Raw genomic sequence first — 18,054 nt, 5'->3', positions numbered from 1 at the left:
TGGAGTTTGAACTCCGTACTGTATTTGCTCATAAAACAAAACCCCCTTGGTTGGACATAAGGTCCAACTTTTGGGGGTCAGTTCACGAAGGCGGTTTTTCTTTTTCCGCTTGCCGTAAGATCTAGGTATTCAAGTCAAACAGGAGAAACTATGATCTTCGCCATCCTCTTAATGGATCGTCCCGGTACAGCAGAATTGCGCATTCAGGTGCGGCCGGAGCATCGCGCCTATTTAGGTAAGCTTGCAGACAAGATGGCCTTTGCCGGTCCCTTGACATCAGAGGATGGCAAGACCACAGTGGGTAGTTTGCTAGTAATGGATTTTCCTAGCAAGGTAGATGTCGAGGCTTGGTTGGCAGATGAGCCATTCACAAAAGCGGGCGTCTATGAAGAGCCAGTTATTCATGCATTTAATAATGGATGGACGCAAAAGGTCGGATTTCCGCCAGTAGCCTAAATCGAGTTTTATATTCCCTTTAAGGCTGGAATTACTACACAAATGATTTCTTTTAATCTTTCAATCATACGAACCTACATACTCCGAATTACCGGAGGCTTTCTTGCACTCACTTTTGTATTCTGGAGTGCTTGTCACCTTTGGGCCCCTGGTGCCATCAAGAATGCAGCTGAGTCTTATGGCCAAAAGATTGGTTATGAGATCGCCTATCAAGATCTCCGTATTTCCCCTTTAAGGTTACGTGTTGAGCTGGATGGCTTGAAGTTGGTCGATAGACAGCAAGGACAGTTGCTTAAGCTTAAGAAGGCAGTGGTGATGCTGAAGTGGACCCACCTCATGACTGGGGAAATGGGGTTTGATGAGATTCTTTTGTATGAGCCCAGCATCAAGCTCGAAAAGCATGCGACTAAAGGAAGTGCGAGCCAATGGAATTGGCAGGAATTGATTGCTGCTATTACACGCAATCTACCCCCAGAAGATTTAACTACGCCCAAGAAGAGCATCAAAATATCAATCGATGAATTTAAGGTTTCTAATGGCTCATTTGAGCTGTTGGACCCTAATAAAAATTTCCATGAGCGATTTCAGTCACTCTCTATCGAGCTGCGTGATATTGCGAACTACGATAAACAGGGTGATGTGAATGGTGTGCGTGGCCAGTATGGCCTCAATCTCGGTGCACTGAGTTTTACTTTGCCCGGTTTTGATAAAAAGATTGCCTTTAAACGTCTTGCTATTAAGGGTGCATTAGATAATCCTGCGCCAGATACCTTAGGTGCTCAGATTAACTTAGAGATTGATGATGGGCGGATAAGCTCACATTGGGATTTCAAATCCGATAAATCAATTGCGGCCAGAGTCCAGGTAGACAATCTTTCAATCGCACCTTTGATCGCATTGCTTCCGGCTAATAAGGAGCTGTTAACTCAGGGCGGAGTGATTCAGTCTGCTTTAGACATCAGCCTGAAGGGTGATGAGCTGGCTGTGTCAGGAGATTTGCATTTACTGGGCTTGGATTTACTTGAGCAGGGGCAAAAGCAATCGCTCATAAGATGGAGTGATGGTGATGTAAGTCGATTTATTTTTAAGCGCTCAAAAAGTGCTGGCTCAAGTCTGAGTATTGAGGAATTAACGGTTTCTCAACCGGCGCTTCAGTTCGAAATTGATGAAAAAGGTTTTTCCAATTTCAAGCGTTTATTTTCCAAACCGGAGGGCGAGCTTGCGGGGGTAGATAAGTCGCCTGAAGATGTAAAAGAAAAAAAATCATTTTCTCTGAATATTAAGGCATTGAAGCTGCGCGGTGGTGAAGTGTCATTTTCTGACTTAGCCATGAAGCCTAATTTCAAAGTGAACTTGAGAAAGTTCAATGCTAGCTTTGCCAATGTCAATAATCTACATGGACATTCAACGGCAATGACTATGGATGGAGTTCTGGCCGAGTCTGGGTCACTCCGCGGTAAGGGGCAGATTGCATTTGATGATCCTCGACGTAATAACGATGTGACACTCACTTTTAAAAATGTTCCGCTCAATGCCTTCAATCCTGCTGCCATGACCTTTGCAGGCTATCAAATTGCTAGCGGTAGGGTGAACTTAAATTTGCATTACAGCGCCAAGGATGGCGAGCTCAAGGGCGGGAATCAGATTGTGATTAAGAAGATTGAGCTTGGTGAAGAGGTTGCTGATTTTCAGGGAAAAAAATTGCCTTTGGGTTTAGCGATTGCAGTGCTTGAAGATTCCGACGATACGATTGACGTTACCATTAATATTGCCGGCAATGTGGACTCGCCAGAGTTCAGCGCAAGTGGCCTGGTGTGGCAGGCAATCAGCAACGTATTAACTAATGTCGCAACTGCACCATTTAGAGCTCTGGGCGCGCTTCTTGGCATGGGTGCTAACGATGGGGTAAATGCAGTTTTGGGGGAAGCCTTGTTTTTGCCGCCTGATCAAGACCGCCTGGAGAAGTTTGGTGATTTTTTAGCGAAGAAGCCTCATGCGACACTAGAGCTCGCAGGAACTTATGACCCCAATGCAGACAAAGTTGCCTTAGCTCGTGCGACTGCAGATCGCGCCATTCTGAAGGCGGCTGGGGTGAATGTGTCCCCCAATGATTTCATTCCAACACTAGATTTTTCTGATGCCAAGGTGCAGTCTGGCCTGAAATCCGCTTATGCCGAATATGTCGGCAGAATCAAATTGGGCCAACGTTTAATTACCCTTCCAGAGGGTGTTGCGCGTAACGAGCAGTTACACACAGAGCTCATTGCTAGTATCCCTGTGACGGATGAAGACCTGAGAACTTTGGCTAAAAATCGGGCTAAGCTAGCTTCGGATTTCATGGTGAAAAGTAATCCCGCCCTCAAGGATCGAATTAACTTGGGTGAAGTCAAGATTGTCAGCGCAGGGAAGGAGGGCGTTCCCCTCGAAGTCGAGCTCAGAATCAAGTAGACTTGGGGTATGAATTCACCTACATTGCGTCCCTTAGCCATTTTTGCCTCTATTGTTGCCATTGCCTTATCTGGATGCAACTCAATCGAGTCGGCAGCCCAAGATGATTGCACCTCTATTGGCTGGCAAATTGGCAGCAAGGGCTATAACGAGTGCTATAAGGCGCGTGTTTATGAGCGTAAGTTGGACTACTCTCTCCCACCTGGCGACAAGCCATCCCCATCAGTTATTTAACCTAGGGTTTACCCTTAATAAATTCACTTGAGCTCCGTCAAGGACTTGAGTGTAGAAATAACCCAAAATCGATCATGATTTTGGGAATTCCCTATTTAGGTGAGGCAAAGCATTTCTCGCTAATTGGGGCATTCTCAAGCGAGATTGAAGACACATCAAAACAGCAACATTATTGCGATTAGAAATTAGAGACTATTACTATGAATCACCCAAAACCCTCTGGCGAAATCAAAGCTGTTGCCGTGGCAACTGCAGATGATTTAAGGGAAACCATTCGTCGCAAAAGCAAACTCAAGGGACGTCAAGCGGATGATGTGTCCTTGGCAGAGGTTCGCCAGTTAATTGGTGCTGCAGCGGAACGTCGCGATTTACTCATTGAAAATTTACACAAGCTGAATGATGAATATCGCGCTTTGCATGATCGTCATTTAGTTGCCCTCGCAAAAGAAATGAATTTACCGATGGCTGAGGTTTATGAAGTAGCTACTTTCTATCACCACTTTGAAGTAGTGCGTGGCAATGATCCGGTTGCAGATATCACCTTGCGTGTATGTGATGGTATCGCTTGCGAACTGGCTGGTGCGCAAAATCTATTGGCAAAGTTGCCGGCAATTTTAGGTAACCCAAAGATTAAGGTGGAGGCTGCACCATGCGTGGGTCGTTGTGAGCAGGCTCCAGTAGCGGTTGTGCATCAGTACCCAGTGTTATTTGCAACCACCGACAAAGTTGTCGCTGCTGTCAAAAATAATTTGACAACTCAGCCAATGGCCAAAGACAGTGCGAATTTTGATCCTGCAGCCTTGGCTGAAAAGGGTGTCTCTCCTCAGGGTGAAAATCAAGCTCTTTCGCCTGATTATGTGGGTTATGAATCTTATCGCGCACAAGGTGGTTACGCTTTAGCCAAAGAAATTATTGATGGCAAGAAGGATGCCGAAAGCATCATCAAGGCCATGGAAAACTCTGGCCTTCGTGGTCTCGGTGGCGCGGGTTTCCCAGCAGGGCGTAAGTGGCGGATTGTGAAAGATCAACCTGCTCCTAAGTTGATGGCAGTGAATATTGACGAAGGTGAGCCAGGTACATTTAAAGACCGCACTTATTTAGAACGTGATCCGCATCGCTTCTTAGAGGGTTTGTTAATTGCAGCCAATGTAGTTGGTGTTGATGCTTGCTATATTTATTTGCGTGATGAGTACCACGGTTGCCGCGAATTACTCGAAGTAGAGCTAGCTAAGCTGATTGCAAATCCGCCATTTAAATTGCCGCTGATTGAGTTACGTCGTGGTGCGGGCGCTTATATCTGCGGTGAAGAATCTGCCATGATTGAAAGCATCGAAGGTAAGCGTGGCGAACCCCGCATGCGCCCCCCATATATTGCGCAGGTCGGATTATTTGGTCGTCCAACGCTCGAACATAACTTCGAGACGCTCTATTGGGTACGTGACATTGTTCAGCGTGGCCCTGAGTGGTTTAGCTCTTTTGGTCGCCATGATCGCAAAGGCTTACGAAGCTTCAGCGTTAGCGGGCGCGTCAAGAACCCCGGTGTGAAGTTGGCCCCAGCCGGTATCACGATTCAGGAATTGATTGACGAGTATTGTGGCGGCATGCAAGATGGTCACAAGTTCTACGGCTACCTACCTGGTGGCGCATCAGGTGGCATCTTGCCAGCAACCATGAATGACATTCCGCTGGACTTTGATACCTTGCAGCCTTATGGCTGTTTCATTGGCTCTGCTGCGGTGATGGTGTTTGGTGATAAAGACAAGGCGCGCGATATGGCACTTAATGTCATGCACTTTTTTGAGCACGAGAGTTGTGGTCAATGTACGCCATGTCGTGTAGGCACTAGCAAGGCTGCCAAGTTAATGCAGTCGCCATCTTGGGATCAAGACACTTTAGAAGACTTGGCAACTGTAATGGTTGATGCTTCTATCTGTGGCCTAGGTCAAGCTGCACCCAATCCGATTCGTTGCATTGCTAAATATTTCCCAGAAGAAGTTTAATAAGGAAGTTGCTTAATAAAAGAATAGGGAATAACGAGACAAATATGAACGCACCAGTAAATCCTAAAGAGCTTGAATTGCAAACCGTTGAGTTCAAACTAGACGGGCAAACCATCGTTTCTTACGAAGGCGAGACTATTCTCAAAGCGGCCAAACGACATGGTATTGATATTCCGCATCTGTGTTTCAAAGACGGCTACCGTCCCGATGGTAACTGTCGCGCTTGCGTTGTAGAGATTAATGGCGAACGCACGTTGGCGCCAAGTTGCTGCCGTAGCGCTACTCCAGGAATGGATGTCAAAGCGAATAGCGAGCGTGCACTGAAGAGTCAAAAGCTGGTACTCGAGATGTTGCTGTCCGATATGCCTGACGAAGGATTTAAATGGGTAGGTGACAGTAAAGAAGAAGAGCAAAAAAATCAACATGGCGAGCTCAGCACCTGGGCTGCCCGCATGGATGTCACAGTACGTCCAGAGCTCAAGGCATTGCGCCGTGAAAAAGTCAGCAATGACGTATCTCACCCAGCGATGGCCGTGAACTTAGATGCTTGTATTCAATGTAATCGTTGCGTGCGCGCTTGTCGTGAAGAACAGGTGAATGATGTGATCGGCTACGCAATGCGTGGCGCTCATAGCGAGATCGTATTTGATTTGAATGACCCTATGGGTGACAGTACTTGCGTTGCTTGTGGCGAGTGTGTACAGGCTTGTCCAACAGGTGCGTTAATGCCTAAGGGATTGATCGGCTCACAAACCGTGGATCGCAAAGTGGATTCAGTATGTCCTTTCTGCGGCGTCGGTTGCCAAATTACTTACAACGTTAAAGATGAAAAGATTGTCAGTGTTGAGGGTCGCGATGGCCCAGCCAACCACAACCGCCTTTGTGTTAAAGGTCGCTTTGGTATGGACTACATCCACAATCCACAGCGCTTAACCAAGCCGCTGATTCGTAAAGCAGGTGTTGCTAAAGATGAGGCCTTGCTTGAAGGCAAGCAAGATTGGTCTGAGATCTTCCGTGAAGCGACGTGGGAAGAGGCTCTAGAAGTTGCTGGTGGCGGCCTTAAAAAGTTGAAAGATCAATACGGCAATAAAGTGTTAGCTGGATTCGGTTCTGCAAAAGGCAGTAACGAAGAAGCCTACTTATTCCAAAAATTGGTACGCACTGGTTTTGGTAGCAATAACGTTGACCATTGCACCCGTCTTTGCCATGCATCATCTGTCGCTGCTCTGTTAGAGGGTGTTGGTTCTGGCGCAGTAAGTAATCAAGTAAACGATGTTGAGCACTCAAGCCTTATTTTCTTGATCGGCTCAAACCCAACAGCAAACCATCCCGTTGCTGCTACCTGGTTTAAGAACGCTGCTAAACGCGGTGCAAAAATTGTATTGTGTGATCCACGTGCGACCGAAATCAGTAAACATGCCTGGCGCACGATGCAGTTCAAGCCAGATACTGACGTTGCCATGCTCAATGCGATGATCTTTACGATCATTGAAGAAGGTCTTGCTGATAAAGAATTTATTGCCAATCGCGCCAATAACTTTGAGGCTCTCAAAGAAAATATCAAGGGCTACAGCCCTGAAGCAATGGCGCCACTCTGCGGTATTCCTGCGGAAACATTGCGTGAAGTGGCTAGAGAATTTGCTACAACTAAATCTGCCATGATTTTGTGGGGCATGGGTGTCAGCCAGCACGTTCACGGCACTGACAATGCTCGTTGCTTAATTGCCTTGGTGAGTATTACCGGTCAAATTGGTAAACCTGGATCTGGCTTGCATCCACTGCGTGGACAAAATAACGTTCAGGGTGCTAGTGATGCGGGATTAATTCCGATGATGTTCCCGAACTACCAACGCGTTGACAATCCAGAAGCGCACGCGTGGTTTGAGAAATTCTGGGATACCCCATTAGATAAGAAGCCTGGCTATACCGTTGTAGAGATCATGCATAAGATCACTGCGCCGGACAGTGATCCAGACAAGATTCGTGGCATGTATGTCGAGGGCGAGAACCCTGCGATGAGTGACCCTGATTTGAATCATGCACGTCATGCTTTAGCTGCCTTAGATCTGTTGGTTGTGCAAGATATCTTCATGACTGAGACCGCACTCTTGGCAGACGTAGTATTGCCAGCAAGTGCATGGCCAGAGAAGGTTGGTACTGCTAGCAATACGGATCGTATGGTTCAGATGGGCAAGAAAGCCATCAATCCTCCTGGAGATGCCAGACCTGATTTGTGGATCATTCAGCAAATTGCGAAGCGCATGGGCTTGAACTGGAACTACCAAGGTCCGGATGATGGTGTTGCAGAGGTTTATGATGAAATGCGTCAAGCAATGCATGCGGCCATTAACGGTATTACTTGGGAGCGCCTAGAAAAAGAATCCAGCGTGACATACCCATGCTTGTCTGCGGAAGACCCAGGTCGTCCAATTGTGTTTAACGACAAGTTTGATACTAAAGATGGCAGAGTGAAGTTGGTACCAGCCGATATCATCCCTGCGAATGAGCGCCCAGATGCGGAGTATCCATTTGTGCTGATTACAGGTCGTCAGCTAGAGCATTGGCATACCGGCAGTATGACTCGCCGCGCAACCGTCTTGGACGCGATCGAGCCAATGGCTACTGTGTCAATGCATGGCGAGGATATGACTCAGTTGGGCGTTTCAGCTGGCGATGTCATTACCGTTCAGTCACGTCGTGGCGAAGTAGGGATTCATGTGCGTAGAGATGATGGCACTCCACGTGGCGTGATCTTTATTCCATTCGCTTACTATGAAGCTGCAGCCAACTTAATCACCAACCCTGCCTTAGACCCGTTTGGCAAGATTCCGGAATTTAAGTACTGCGCAGTCAAGCTAGCTAAAGGTGGTCAGGCTGCTGCAGTGATGGGTTATGGTACTAATGATCCTGAGAGACAGAAAGCGACGGTAAGTTAATTCGTTGCTTAACTTAGTCTAATTCAACAAAGCCCCTGAAATAGGGGCTTTGTTGTTCTGATGACATAAAAGTACCCAAATAATGATTGGCCTTTAGAATTGATCTTCTATGGCCAGTTTAAAACCCCAAACTTCAGTAGCTAATCCCAAAGCAGAATTACCTGTCCTCATTATTGGAGCCGGGTTAGCCGGTTTAACCGTTGCTCTGCACATGGCGGAGACACAGCCAGTCATTGTGATGGCTAAGCGTGGTCTGGGTGAGGCTGCAACTGCCTGGGCGCAGGGTGGCATTGTTGGGGTGGTTGATAAAGAGCATGACAGTATTGATGCTCATGTCGCCGACACACTAGATGCAGGCGCAGGCCTTGTAGTGGAATCAACTGCACGTTACATTGCCGAAGAAAGTGCTGAAGCGATTCGTTGGCTGGTTGAGCAGGGCGTTCCGTTTACTGCTGATGAAACTGGTCCGATGGGTTTGCACCTCACGCGTGAAGGCGGTCATAGTCAACGTCGCATTGCGCACGTTGCCGATGCAACTGGTAAAGCCATTCATGAGGTATTGCTCGATAAGGCAAGAGCCCATAAAAATATTCAGCTACTAGAGCATTGGATTGCTTTAGATTTGATTACCAATCGTCACTTAGATGCCAAGACGCAACGTACCAAACCGAACCGTTGCTATGGTGTGTATGCGCTCGATATTAAAAATAATCGCGTAGAAACAATTGAAGCTAAGTCAGTGGTATTGGCTACTGGTGGCGTCGGTAAAGTCTATCGCTACACCAGCAACCCAGACACTGCTACTGGCGATGGTATTGCCATGGCCTGGCGTGCGGGTTGCCGCGTCGGTAATATGGAGTTTATTCAGTTTCATCCAACGTGCCTTTATCACCCCAGTGACAGAACCTTTTTGATTACTGAGGCAATGCGGGGTGAGGGTGGCTTACTCAAGCTGCCAAACGGCACTCGCTTTATGCCTGAACATGATGAGCGCAATGAGTTAGCTCCTCGTGACATTGTTGCTAGGGCAATCGACTTTGAGATGAAGAAGCACGGCTTAGATTACGTGCATCTGGATGCCACTCATTTAGGCGAAGCATTTATTAAAGAGCATTTCCCGATGATCTATGCGCGTTGCATGACTTTGGGTCTAGATATCACTAAAGAGCCTATCCCAGTCGTACCCGCAGCGCATTACACCTGTGGTGGTGTTGTAACGGATCTCAAAGGAAAAACAGACTTGCCAGGCTTATATGCAGTAGGTGAGGCGACCTATACGGGGCTTCATGGTGCCAATCGCTTGGCCAGCAACTCCCTGTTGGAGTGCGTAGTGATTGGTAAAGCTGCTGCTCAGGATATCTCGTCACTCAAGACTCCGGCGATGCCCAGTTTGCCCTTATGGGATGAGAGTCAGGTTGAGGATGCGGATGAGCAGGTGGTCATTGCCCATAATTGGGATGAGCTACGTTCATTGATGTGGAACTACGTTGGCATTGTGAGAACCAATCGAAGACTGGAGCGTGCATTACACCGCATTAAGCTCCTCAGATATGAAGTACAAGAGTATTACGCGAACTTTAAAGTCACACGCGACCTCATTGAGCTGCGCAACCTCTTGGAATGTGCGGAACTGATCGTGAGATCGGCTCTCATGCGCAGAGAGAGCAGGGGATTGCATTACAGCCGCGATTACCCGGGGACTTGGGCCGTTTCTTATCCGACCATTCTGACGCCTCAAGCTGAGGGAAATTCTGAAGGCCCTGAAGCCTAAAAATGGATTGTTATGCGGATATTCTCATTGAGAAATCCACTGCCTTAATATCTTTAGTCAGCTTTCCGAGTGAGATGCGATCAACCCCAGTAGCGGCGATTGCACGCATCTGATCTAGGTCGATGCCACCAGAAGCCTCCAATAAAGCGCGACCATTAGTAAAGGCAACCGCCTCTTTCATTTGCTCGGTAGTGAAGTTATCAATCAGGATGCTCTTTGCCCCAGCATCCAAAGCCTCTTTCAATTCAGCAAAGTTCTCCACTTCCACCTGAATATCCACCCCAGAATTCAATGCTTGTGCCGCTTTCACTGCGGCTGCAACACCACCCGCAGCAGCAATGTGATTCTCTTTAATCAAGATGCCATGCCAAAGTGCAAGACGCTGGTTTTGGCCGCCACCGACACGGACTGCGTATTTCTGCGCTTGACGTAAGCCAGGAATCGTCTTGCGTGTATCGAGTACGGCGCAACCTTTAGGGTTTGGGCTAACGCCTGCAATGGCTTCAACGTGTTGACGCGCAATGCTTGCAGTCCAAGACAATGTCTGCAAGAAATTAATACAAGGACGCTCAGCAGACAGCAGGGCGCGAGAATTGGCTTCAATATCGCAAACCTTGGTATCAGACTTCATCAAGTCGCCCTCCAGGTAGTACCAAGTCACTTTTACTGCAGGATCGAGTTTCTTCAGGGTGCCCTCGAACCAATCTACCCCGCACAGAACAGCCTGCTCACGAACAATTAATTGAGCATGAACAGGTTTGCTAGGAACCAATTGCGCAGTCCAGTCGCACTTGCCAATGTCTTCCATTAGTGCATCGGCAATATTGCGTTGGCGGGCCTGCTCTAAGGTTTCGTTGTAATCAAACATAGTATCTTTTAATCAAGCAACGCCAATGTTCTTTACAAAGCCATGCTGCGCTCTTGCAAGCAGGTCAGGATGGTTCTGAGTGAAATCTAGCATGTGCTCAATACAGCCGAGAGCCTTAACTCGTACATCTTCCTCAATGAATATCTCACCAGAGGCATTCTCTAAGCAATCCAAAATTCCTTGCAAGCCATTCATGGCCATCCAAGGGCAGTGAGCACAGCTCTTACATGTCGCACTGTTGCCGGCAGTTGGAGCTTCGATCAATACTTTATTTGGTGCTAGTTGGCGCATGCGATGCAAGATGCCATTATCGGTAGCCACAATATATTCAGTAGCGCTACCTTCTACTACAGCCTTAATCATGGCTGAGGTAGATCCCACTACATCTGCTAAATCCACAACTCCTTGTGGGGATTCGGGGTGAACCAAAACCATGGCATTGGGATGTGCGGCCATCAACATTTCTAATTCAACTGCCTTAAATTCATCATGAACAATGCAGGCGCCATTCCACAACAACATATCAGCACCAGTCTGTTCTTGAATATAGCGACCTAAGTGACGATCAGGTGCCCACAGAATTTTCTTACCTTCAACTTTGAGTTGATGAACGATGGCTAAGGCACAAGAGCTTGTTACCATCCAGTCGGCTTGCGCTTTAACTGCAGCACTAGTATTGGCATAGACCACTACAGTGCGATCTGGATGCATTGCTCTAAATGTAGCAAAGTCAGTCGCTTCGCAGCCCAGGTCTAAAGAGCAGGTTGCTTCCAAATCTGGCATAAAGACGCGCTTCTCAGGACTCAGAATCTTGGCAGACTCACCCATAAAACGGACGCCAGCCACAATCAAATTTTTCGCAGAATGATTCTTACCAAAACGCGCCATCTCCAAAGAGTCGGCAACAAAGCCGCCGGTCTCCATAGCTAGATCCTGAATATCGCCATCTACATAGTAATGAGCCACCAATGCAGCATCTTTCTCGATTAGCAATTGCTTAATACGAGCAACAACTGCAGCTTTTTCAACCCCATGAAGTTGTGGGGGTGTTTTGGCCCAAGCTTGGGCGGTGCAGGTAGCCCCGGCAGCATTCTGCTGGGGGTAGTCAAAGGCGATAGGGGTGCTAGCAGTTGAAGTCATGAGTAATTTTATCTCTATTGCAGCAACTCATGAGGGCAGACCTTAGTTATTTAAAATGGCAACTTTGCTTCAGGCTTAGCTGCCAACAACACCGCCTTAAACTCTGCCTGAATACGCTTGATAGCCTCTTCACTATCTGCCTCAAAACGCATTACTACCACTGGAGTGGTATTAGATGGTCTAGCCAGACCAAAGCCATCGGCATATTCCACGCGGACACCATCAATGGTGTTGATAGATTCAGAAGTAGGGAACTTGGCATTTGCCTTAATAGTTTCGAGTAGTGCAAAAGGCTCACCTTCAGCACAAGCTAGCTGCAACTCTGGTGTACAGATCGCATTAGGCAAGTGATTAAGCGTGTCGCTCGGATTTTTCTCTTTACTGAGGATCTCTAACAAGCGTGCGCCGGTATACAGGCCATCATCAAACCCAAACCAACGATCCTTAAAGAAGATGTGGCCGCTCATCTCACCAGCAAGCGGCGCGCCAGTTTCTTTGAGCTTAGCCTTGACTAAAGAATGACCTGTTTTCCACATAATCGGTTCGCCACCATGTTCTTTTACATAGGTCGCTAGATTACGAGTGCACTTCACATCGTAAATAATTTGACCGCCAGGATTGCGTGAGAGAACATCTTTAGCAAAGAGCATCATTTGACGGTCAGGGAAAATCACTTGACCATCTTTAGTCACTACACCTAAGCGATCGGCATCCCCATCAAAGGCGAGACCTAATTCATTATCGGTAGTCTGGAGGTTTTTGATGAGATCTTGTAAGTTCTCAATATGAGCAGGATCTGGATGGTGGTTAGGAAAATGACCATCAACTTCACAGAACAGCTCTTGCACTTCACAACCCAGGGCTCTAAATAGCTTGCCCGCAAATGCACCACCAACACCATTCCCGCAATCCACAGCAATCTTCATAGGGCGAGCCAGCTTTACATCGCCAACGATATAGTTAATGTACATCGGGAAAATATCAAAGGTGCTACGTGTTCCTTGACCGGTCACAAATTGCTTGGTTTCAATGCGTTTACGTAAGTCCTGAATTTTTTCCCCGTAAATCGCCGCTGTTCCCAATACCATTTTGAAGCCGTTATAGTTCGGTGGGTTGTGGCTACCAGTAATCATGATGCCGGATTTCGGCGTTTTGCCATTAATGTTGTGATTGGCTGCAAAGTAGACCATTGGTGTAGCAACCATGCCGATATCAATCACATTAATACCGGTAGAGAGTAGCCCTTCTGTTAATGCCTCAATCAAGCTAGGACCAGATAGACGGCCATCTCGACCAATCACGATATCAGTCTCACCAAGCTCACGCATCTCAGTACCAAAAGCTTGGCCAATCAATTTGGCGATAGAGGGATCTAAAGTCTCATCAATAATGCCGCGGATATCGTAAGCCTTGAAAATCGATGGAGACAATTGCATTGCGGATCCTTCAGTAAAAAACCCAAATCTTGCTTGGGCGATAACTAGTTATTTGAATTTAATAGATTAATACGGGCAGCAGTAACGGCATCTATGTCTGCACTAGCAGCAATATCATTTTGATGACTTGCGAGGGCCTTCTCAATCGGCTTGGCTAGCACCTTACCGTATTCCACGCCAGGTTGATCAAAGCTATTGATATTCCACAATGCACCTAATGTGGCAGTGCGGTTCTCATACAAAGCGAGCAGGGCGCCAAGATAGAAAGCATTGAGCTTGGGCAGCAATAATAGATTGCTTGGGCGCTTACCTGGATACACGTCATTCGGGTTGCTTGCAGTTTTGCCATTCGCTAATGCTTGCGCCTGTGCCAAGCAATTGGAGAGCAGAATACGATGGTGCGCTAAAGCCTCAGGCCGATCGCTCATCGGTTCACGCACTGCGATGAAATCAATTGGAATGATTTCTGTACCCTGATGGAAAAGTTGGAAGTAGGAGTGCTGTGCATTACTACCCGCACTACCAAATACCACTGGTGAAGAATGTTTCACCGGCTTACCGTTGCGATCTACCCTCTTGCCATTACTTTCCATGTCAAGCTGTTGCAACCACTTTGGAAACCAGTCCAAGGCATCTGCATACGGAATGGCTGCATAGGCTTTGATATTGTGTTTCTCTTGCTGGTACAGCAAAGAGAGTGCCATGATGACTGGCAGATTTTGTTCTAGAGGTGCATTCTTAAAATGCAAATCCATTGCTTCAGCACCAGCCAAAAACTGCTTAAAGGTTTCAAAGCCATATTGCAGGGCAATCGGTAAACCTACTGCCGACCAGACAGAGTAGCGACCACCGACCCAATCCCAGAAGGGGAAGATGTTGTCTTCGCTGACACCAAATTCTTTTGCCGCTGGAATATTGGCGGTCACAGCATATAAGGCATGCTCAATTTGACTATGAGTGCAGCCGCTATCTTTAAGCCAGGCAACAACGGCTTTAGCATTCATAGAAGTTTCAAGAGTCGTGAATGACTTTGAGACCACAATCACGCGGGTGCTATGAGGCTGAGCGCGCGCCAAGATGCGCGCCAGCTCGGCAGTATCAATATTGGCCAAGAAATGCATCCGCATGCCGCGGCTTTCAATGCCTGGAACATGAGCTAAGGCTTCAATAGCTAGGCGAGGACCAAAGTCTGATCCACCAATACCAATGTGTATAACGTCAGTGATGCCAACCCATTTGTTGCACAGCGCTTCAATGCGATGCCAAACCTCAGAAACCTCCGGCATAACATCTTTGCCATCGATTAAAACTGGCGTTTTACTGAGATTGCGAAGTGCAGAATGCAGGGCGGGGCGATCCTCGCTATTGTTGATGTGTTTTCCAGCAAATAGATCTGCAATGAACTGCTCTAACTGAGATTTGCGAGCATTCGCAAACAACTTTGACCAAGTGCCGATATCTATACCCTGATAGGCGGTATCGAGCACCACATCCAGGGCAGAGTGAATACATTTGTTAGCTAATTGGGCTTGCATAGACATTGCTGGATTTTATCAATAAGGGCATCAAAATCCCCTTAAAACGCTGAAAATGTTACGATTTCATTAATAACAAGGCTTTAGCTGAGGCAAAAGTCATTACAAAATTGAGACATATCTGAAATCAGGTCAGGAATAGCAGAATGGAGCAGGTTGATTGCGTCGTAGTTGGCGCTGGAGTAGTTGGTTTAGCGGTGGCCCGGGAAATGGCCTTGCAGGGTCGAGAAACGATCTTGCTCGAGCGTGAGGATTCTTTTGGAACCATCAGCAGTGCTCGTAATAGTGAAGTCATTCACGCGGGGATTTATTACCCAAAAGATTCTCTCAAGGCCAAACTCTGCGTGGAAGGCAATCGCCTTCTGTATGAATACTGCCGCAGTCACCAAGTGAGTCATCGGGCGTATGGCAAGTTAATTGTTGCTGCAGATACTAGTCAGTTGGATGATCTGCAAGCCATTTTGTACAAAGCCCAAAAAAATCAAGTCCCTGATATCAGGATGATTTCTGGAGCGCAGGCTAAGACTTTAGAGTCACAGCTGCAGTGCGAGGCTGCGCTACTCTCAGGCTCCACAGGTGTAGTGGATAGCCACGGCTTAATGCTGTCCTTGCTTGGTGGTTTTGAGGATGCAGGCGGTATGGTTGCCTATCAATCTCCATTGCTCAGCGCTAAACCTATTGGCAGCAATGCCGAAGGCAGCTTTGAGCTCACGATTGGTGGCGCTGATGGCATGACCATTCAGACTAAGCTGCTGATTAATTGCGCGGGACTGAGTGCGCCAGCGTTAGCTCAAAAAATTGAAGGCCTCTCGAAAGATCTCATACCCAAAGCCTACTTTGCAAAAGGCAATTACTTCTCTTTATCTGGAAAATCGCCATTCAGTCATTTGATTTATCCGATACCCGAACCTGGCGGACTAGGTGTTCATCTGACCCTCGATATGGGTGGTCAGGCAAAGTTTGGTCCAGATGTGGAGTGGCTTGATATTGATGAGGAAAGCCAGATTAATTACACAGTCGATCCCAAGCGAGGAGAGGGTTTTTATGCAGCAGTAAGGCAGTATTGGCCAGGCCTCAAAGACGGTGCTCTGCAACCTGATTACTCTGGTGTCAGGGCCAAAATCGTCCCGCCAAATGCCCCAGCAGGAGACTTTTACTTTGAAGGACCCCGGCAGCATCAGCTCCAGGGCTTATTTAATCTGTATGGCTTTGAGTCCCCAGGTCTCACCTCTTGTTTGGCCATTGCCCAGCATTTAGAGGCGCAAATCAAAAGTTCTCTATAATCTAGGACTCAAATCAGGAAGAGTGGCAGAGCGGTTGAATGCACCAGTCTTGAAAACTGGCGAGGATGAAAGTCCTCCGTGAGTTCGAATCTCACCTCTTCCGCCACTTACGACACCAGAGCCCCAATAAACGGGGCTCTTCGTTTTTAAGGCTCCTCTACCCACCATCCCACCCACCACTAAAACATTGTCTGAATCTGGACTTGGTTAGAGGTCATTTAATTGTGGATTTCTCTACAGCGTTGGGCGAGATACTCATAAACGTCAAAACTAGGTACATTCTCGGCACCATTAATAACCGGCACATCCCCAAAGCTCAGAAAAGCTGTAACCAACTGCTCTGACTCAATGAGGGTATTTAAAGGCGACTGCAGGAAACCATCAACCACTTTCTTGCAGGCATCAATCGCATCATCAAGTTCCTCAAACTCCCCAATCCTAAGCCAAGGACTTTCACTTAGGAGGCTGCGATCGCTATAGACATCAACGCTAAATGACTTGTATAAATTATTTACTTGCATAGTCATCTCCTGAGTTTTCCGTAGGATACATAGCATAAGCTCAGGAGATAACCATTACTCAATTGGTGGATTGAACACTCCTCTCCCGAATAAATACCTGCACTTGCTCAATAGTCCAAAAGGAAGATCGACCGATTTTGATCGGCTTTGGAAACTCACCTTTCTGAACCATCAGCCAAAACTTAGATTTAGAAACTGGCATTACCTTCAATATTTGTGGAATTCTCATCAAGGTAATTGGTAGGATCTGAGGACTTGATTGACTCATCACCATCTTCTTAGCGGGCGCGTTTTGAATTTTTACGATATGCCTGCATAGTCATCTTTGCAGAACTCATTTTTGTGTATCCATACGAGCGATACAGACTGTATAAGCGAATTGCCATCATGAAATTTAATCTCCGTTTTACGTTTTGTTATGAATCGTTTTGTGTGCTGCTGAAGTACAATGTAATCCATGTACCAGCCGCTATGTCTGCTGTAGAGACAAAATCAGCACCACAAGCCCACGACCTGGGTGAACTATTGCCTGCACCAGTAGCTATTACTGTCGATACGCTTCCACAAGCCGAGATTCAAACTGAAACAGCAACAGAGCTCATCAAGCGGGCTTTGAACCCCCTACCTACGGATTCGAGCCCCGAAACCGATGGCAGCATCAACCCAGAAGCCTCTAGCAACATCAAATCCAAGAGAGGGTGTGAGCGTGTACAGAAGATCATTAATGAGAAGCGCGATCTAGAAAAGCGGGTTGAAGACTTGCAGGTTACAGTCACCAGCTTGCAAGATGTGATCCGTAAATATGAAGTAGAAAGCAAGTTGGTGGGCAATGTCATGACTCTGGCTGATGCCAAGAAAAAACCATCGTCATTGGTTTCAGATGCAAAGCTACAGATGCTCAATTTTTTAAATACTCGCTCAGATGAAATCGATCACATTGACAAGGCGATCTGCTTTAATAAATACATGTCAGATCCTTTTTATATGCAGGTGTTTGTGCAGAACAATCAGCCCGAGCAATGGCAGACCATGATTGAGTCCATTTATGAAGCAATTGAAAGGCCGGAGCCAAGTTTTGCAAATGCCAAACATAGCGTAGTTCGTGGTCTTCAGCCCATACGGGCGAGAACCTCTACCTTAGGTGCGCCACTAGCTAGTTCTGAAAACCCGATGGATCGAGTTGCGCAACATTTAGGCAATATGGGGATATAGATAGCTGTAAATTACATGCTACTTAAAATTAGTGGCATGTAGACAAAAATGTCTTTAGACAGCCAAATCACCTGATTTTGTCTACAAAACAGTCGATTTGGCCATTTCTCGTCAACAACTTAACTTATATCGTAAGGATCAAGCAATTGATGCTGTGAGGGGTTATCTGTAAATGCGTTGCAAGCCTTCATTTCCCCCCAAAGATTTGGAAAGC

The 18,054-nt window shown here is 47.0% G+C and carries 14 protein-coding genes and 1 tRNA gene; 9 read left to right on the top strand and 6 right to left on the bottom strand.

Going from position 1 to position 18,054, the window contains the following annotated elements:
- Positions 1-150 precede the first annotated feature (150 nt).
- From B7Y67_RS04360 to nadB, 6 genes are all read left to right on the top strand, one after another.
- Positions 151-456, top strand: coding sequence for a YciI family protein (locus B7Y67_RS04360; RefSeq protein WP_293597541.1), 306 nt, complete (start codon positions 151-153; stop codon positions 454-456).
- A gap of 42 nt (positions 457-498) precedes the next feature.
- Positions 499-2,904, top strand: a complete 2,406-nt coding sequence (locus tag B7Y67_RS04355) for a DUF748 domain-containing protein (RefSeq protein ID WP_293597540.1) — start codon at positions 499-501, stop codon at positions 2,902-2,904.
- Between the two features lie 9 nt (positions 2,905-2,913).
- Complete coding sequence (locus tag B7Y67_RS04350; protein ID WP_293597539.1) at positions 2,914-3,138, top strand: hypothetical protein; 225 nt, start codon at positions 2,914-2,916, stop codon at positions 3,136-3,138.
- A 200-nt stretch (positions 3,139-3,338) separates the two neighbouring features.
- Entirely contained in the window at positions 3,339-5,138 is a 1,800-nt protein-coding gene (locus B7Y67_RS04345; RefSeq protein ID WP_293597538.1) for an NAD(P)H-dependent oxidoreductase subunit E, read from the top strand.
- Between the two features lie 44 nt (positions 5,139-5,182).
- The gene (gene fdhF, locus B7Y67_RS04340) at positions 5,183-8,074 is read left to right on the top strand and encodes a formate dehydrogenase subunit alpha (protein WP_293597537.1); all 2,892 of its coding nucleotides are present in this window, start codon (positions 5,183-5,185) and stop codon (positions 8,072-8,074) included.
- A gap of 109 nt (positions 8,075-8,183) precedes the next feature.
- Complete coding sequence (nadB, locus tag B7Y67_RS04335; RefSeq protein ID WP_293597536.1) at positions 8,184-9,845, top strand: L-aspartate oxidase; 1,662 nt, start codon at positions 8,184-8,186, stop codon at positions 9,843-9,845.
- 10 nt (positions 9,846-9,855) lie between these two features.
- On the opposite strand, the gene nadC is transcribed toward nadB, so the two are convergent.
- The 4 genes from nadC to pgi are packed head-to-tail and all read right to left on the bottom strand — an operon-like array spanning position 9,856 to position 14,830.
- Positions 9,856-10,713 (bottom strand): carboxylating nicotinate-nucleotide diphosphorylase, encoded by an 858-nt coding sequence (nadC, locus tag B7Y67_RS04330; RefSeq protein ID WP_293597535.1) that lies wholly within the window; start codon positions 10,711-10,713, stop codon positions 9,856-9,858.
- Positions 10,714-10,725: 12 nt separating this feature from the next.
- A complete protein-coding gene (nadA, locus tag B7Y67_RS04325; protein ID WP_293597534.1) occupies positions 10,726-11,853 on the bottom strand; it encodes a quinolinate synthase NadA in 1,128 nt (375 codons plus the stop codon).
- 50 nt (positions 11,854-11,903) lie between these two features.
- A complete protein-coding gene (locus B7Y67_RS04320) occupies positions 11,904-13,289 on the bottom strand; it encodes a phosphomannomutase/phosphoglucomutase (protein ID WP_293597533.1) in 1,386 nt (461 codons plus the stop codon).
- 44 nt (positions 13,290-13,333) lie between these two features.
- Positions 13,334-14,830: a glucose-6-phosphate isomerase gene (pgi, locus tag B7Y67_RS04315; RefSeq protein ID WP_293597532.1), complete on the bottom strand. Its 1,497-nt coding sequence runs from the start codon at positions 14,828-14,830 to the stop codon at positions 13,334-13,336.
- Between the two features lie 140 nt (positions 14,831-14,970).
- Here pgi and B7Y67_RS04310 point away from each other — a divergent pair, with 140 nt between their 5' ends.
- Positions 14,971-16,107, top strand: coding sequence for an NAD(P)/FAD-dependent oxidoreductase (locus B7Y67_RS04310; RefSeq protein ID WP_293597531.1), 1,137 nt, complete (start codon positions 14,971-14,973; stop codon positions 16,105-16,107).
- A gap of 16 nt (positions 16,108-16,123) precedes the next feature.
- Positions 16,124-16,213, top strand: a tRNA-Ser gene (locus B7Y67_RS04305).
- Positions 16,214-16,325: 112 nt separating this feature from the next.
- On the opposite strand, the gene B7Y67_RS04300 is transcribed toward B7Y67_RS04305, so the two are convergent.
- The gene (locus B7Y67_RS04300) at positions 16,326-16,628 is read right to left on the bottom strand and encodes a hypothetical protein (protein WP_293597530.1); all 303 of its coding nucleotides are present in this window, start codon (positions 16,626-16,628) and stop codon (positions 16,326-16,328) included.
- Between the two features lie 58 nt (positions 16,629-16,686).
- On the bottom strand, positions 16,687-16,896 hold the full coding sequence (locus tag B7Y67_RS04295) for an AlpA family transcriptional regulator (RefSeq protein WP_293597529.1): 210 nt from the start codon (positions 16,894-16,896) through the stop codon (positions 16,687-16,689).
- 119 nt (positions 16,897-17,015) lie between these two features.
- Here B7Y67_RS04295 and B7Y67_RS04290 point away from each other — a divergent pair, with 119 nt between their 5' ends.
- Positions 17,016-17,840: a hypothetical protein gene (locus B7Y67_RS04290; protein WP_293597528.1), complete on the top strand. Its 825-nt coding sequence runs from the start codon at positions 17,016-17,018 to the stop codon at positions 17,838-17,840.
- Positions 17,841-18,054 lie beyond the last annotated feature (214 nt).

It is taken from the genome of Polynucleobacter sp. 35-46-11 (genome assembly GCF_002281105.1).
This window is presented reverse-complemented; position numbering and strand designations above follow the sequence as displayed.

Excerpts from the sequence above, each read along its gene's own strand:
- B7Y67_RS04355 (WP_293597540.1), top strand. The coding sequence starts at position 499 with ATGATTTCTTTTAATCTTTCAATCATACGAACCTACATACTCCGAATT.
- nadA (WP_293597534.1), bottom strand. The coding sequence starts at position 11,853 with ATGACTTCAACTGCTAGCACCCCTATCGCCTTTGACTACCCCCAGCAG.
- B7Y67_RS04290 (WP_293597528.1), top strand. The coding sequence starts at position 17,016 with ATGAAATTTAATCTCCGTTTTACGTTTTGTTATGAATCGTTTTGTGTG.
- B7Y67_RS04295 (WP_293597529.1), bottom strand. The coding sequence starts at position 16,896 with ATGAGTCAATCAAGTCCTCAGATCCTACCAATTACCTTGATGAGAATT.
- nadB (WP_293597536.1), top strand. The coding sequence starts at position 8,184 with ATGGCCAGTTTAAAACCCCAAACTTCAGTAGCTAATCCCAAAGCAGAA.
- nadC (WP_293597535.1), bottom strand. The coding sequence starts at position 10,713 with ATGTTTGATTACAACGAAACCTTAGAGCAGGCCCGCCAACGCAATATT.
- pgi (WP_293597532.1), bottom strand. The coding sequence starts at position 14,830 with ATGTCTATGCAAGCCCAATTAGCTAACAAATGTATTCACTCTGCCCTG.
- B7Y67_RS04350 (WP_293597539.1), top strand. The coding sequence starts at position 2,914 with ATGAATTCACCTACATTGCGTCCCTTAGCCATTTTTGCCTCTATTGTT.
- B7Y67_RS04300 (WP_293597530.1), bottom strand. The coding sequence starts at position 16,628 with ATGCAAGTAAATAATTTATACAAGTCATTTAGCGTTGATGTCTATAGC.
- B7Y67_RS04360 (WP_293597541.1), top strand. The coding sequence starts at position 151 with ATGATCTTCGCCATCCTCTTAATGGATCGTCCCGGTACAGCAGAATTG.
- B7Y67_RS04320 (WP_293597533.1), bottom strand. The coding sequence starts at position 13,289 with ATGCAATTGTCTCCATCGATTTTCAAGGCTTACGATATCCGCGGCATT.
- B7Y67_RS04345 (WP_293597538.1), top strand. The coding sequence starts at position 3,339 with ATGAATCACCCAAAACCCTCTGGCGAAATCAAAGCTGTTGCCGTGGCA.
- fdhF (WP_293597537.1), top strand. The coding sequence starts at position 5,183 with ATGAACGCACCAGTAAATCCTAAAGAGCTTGAATTGCAAACCGTTGAG.
- B7Y67_RS04310 (WP_293597531.1), top strand. The coding sequence starts at position 14,971 with ATGGAGCAGGTTGATTGCGTCGTAGTTGGCGCTGGAGTAGTTGGTTTA.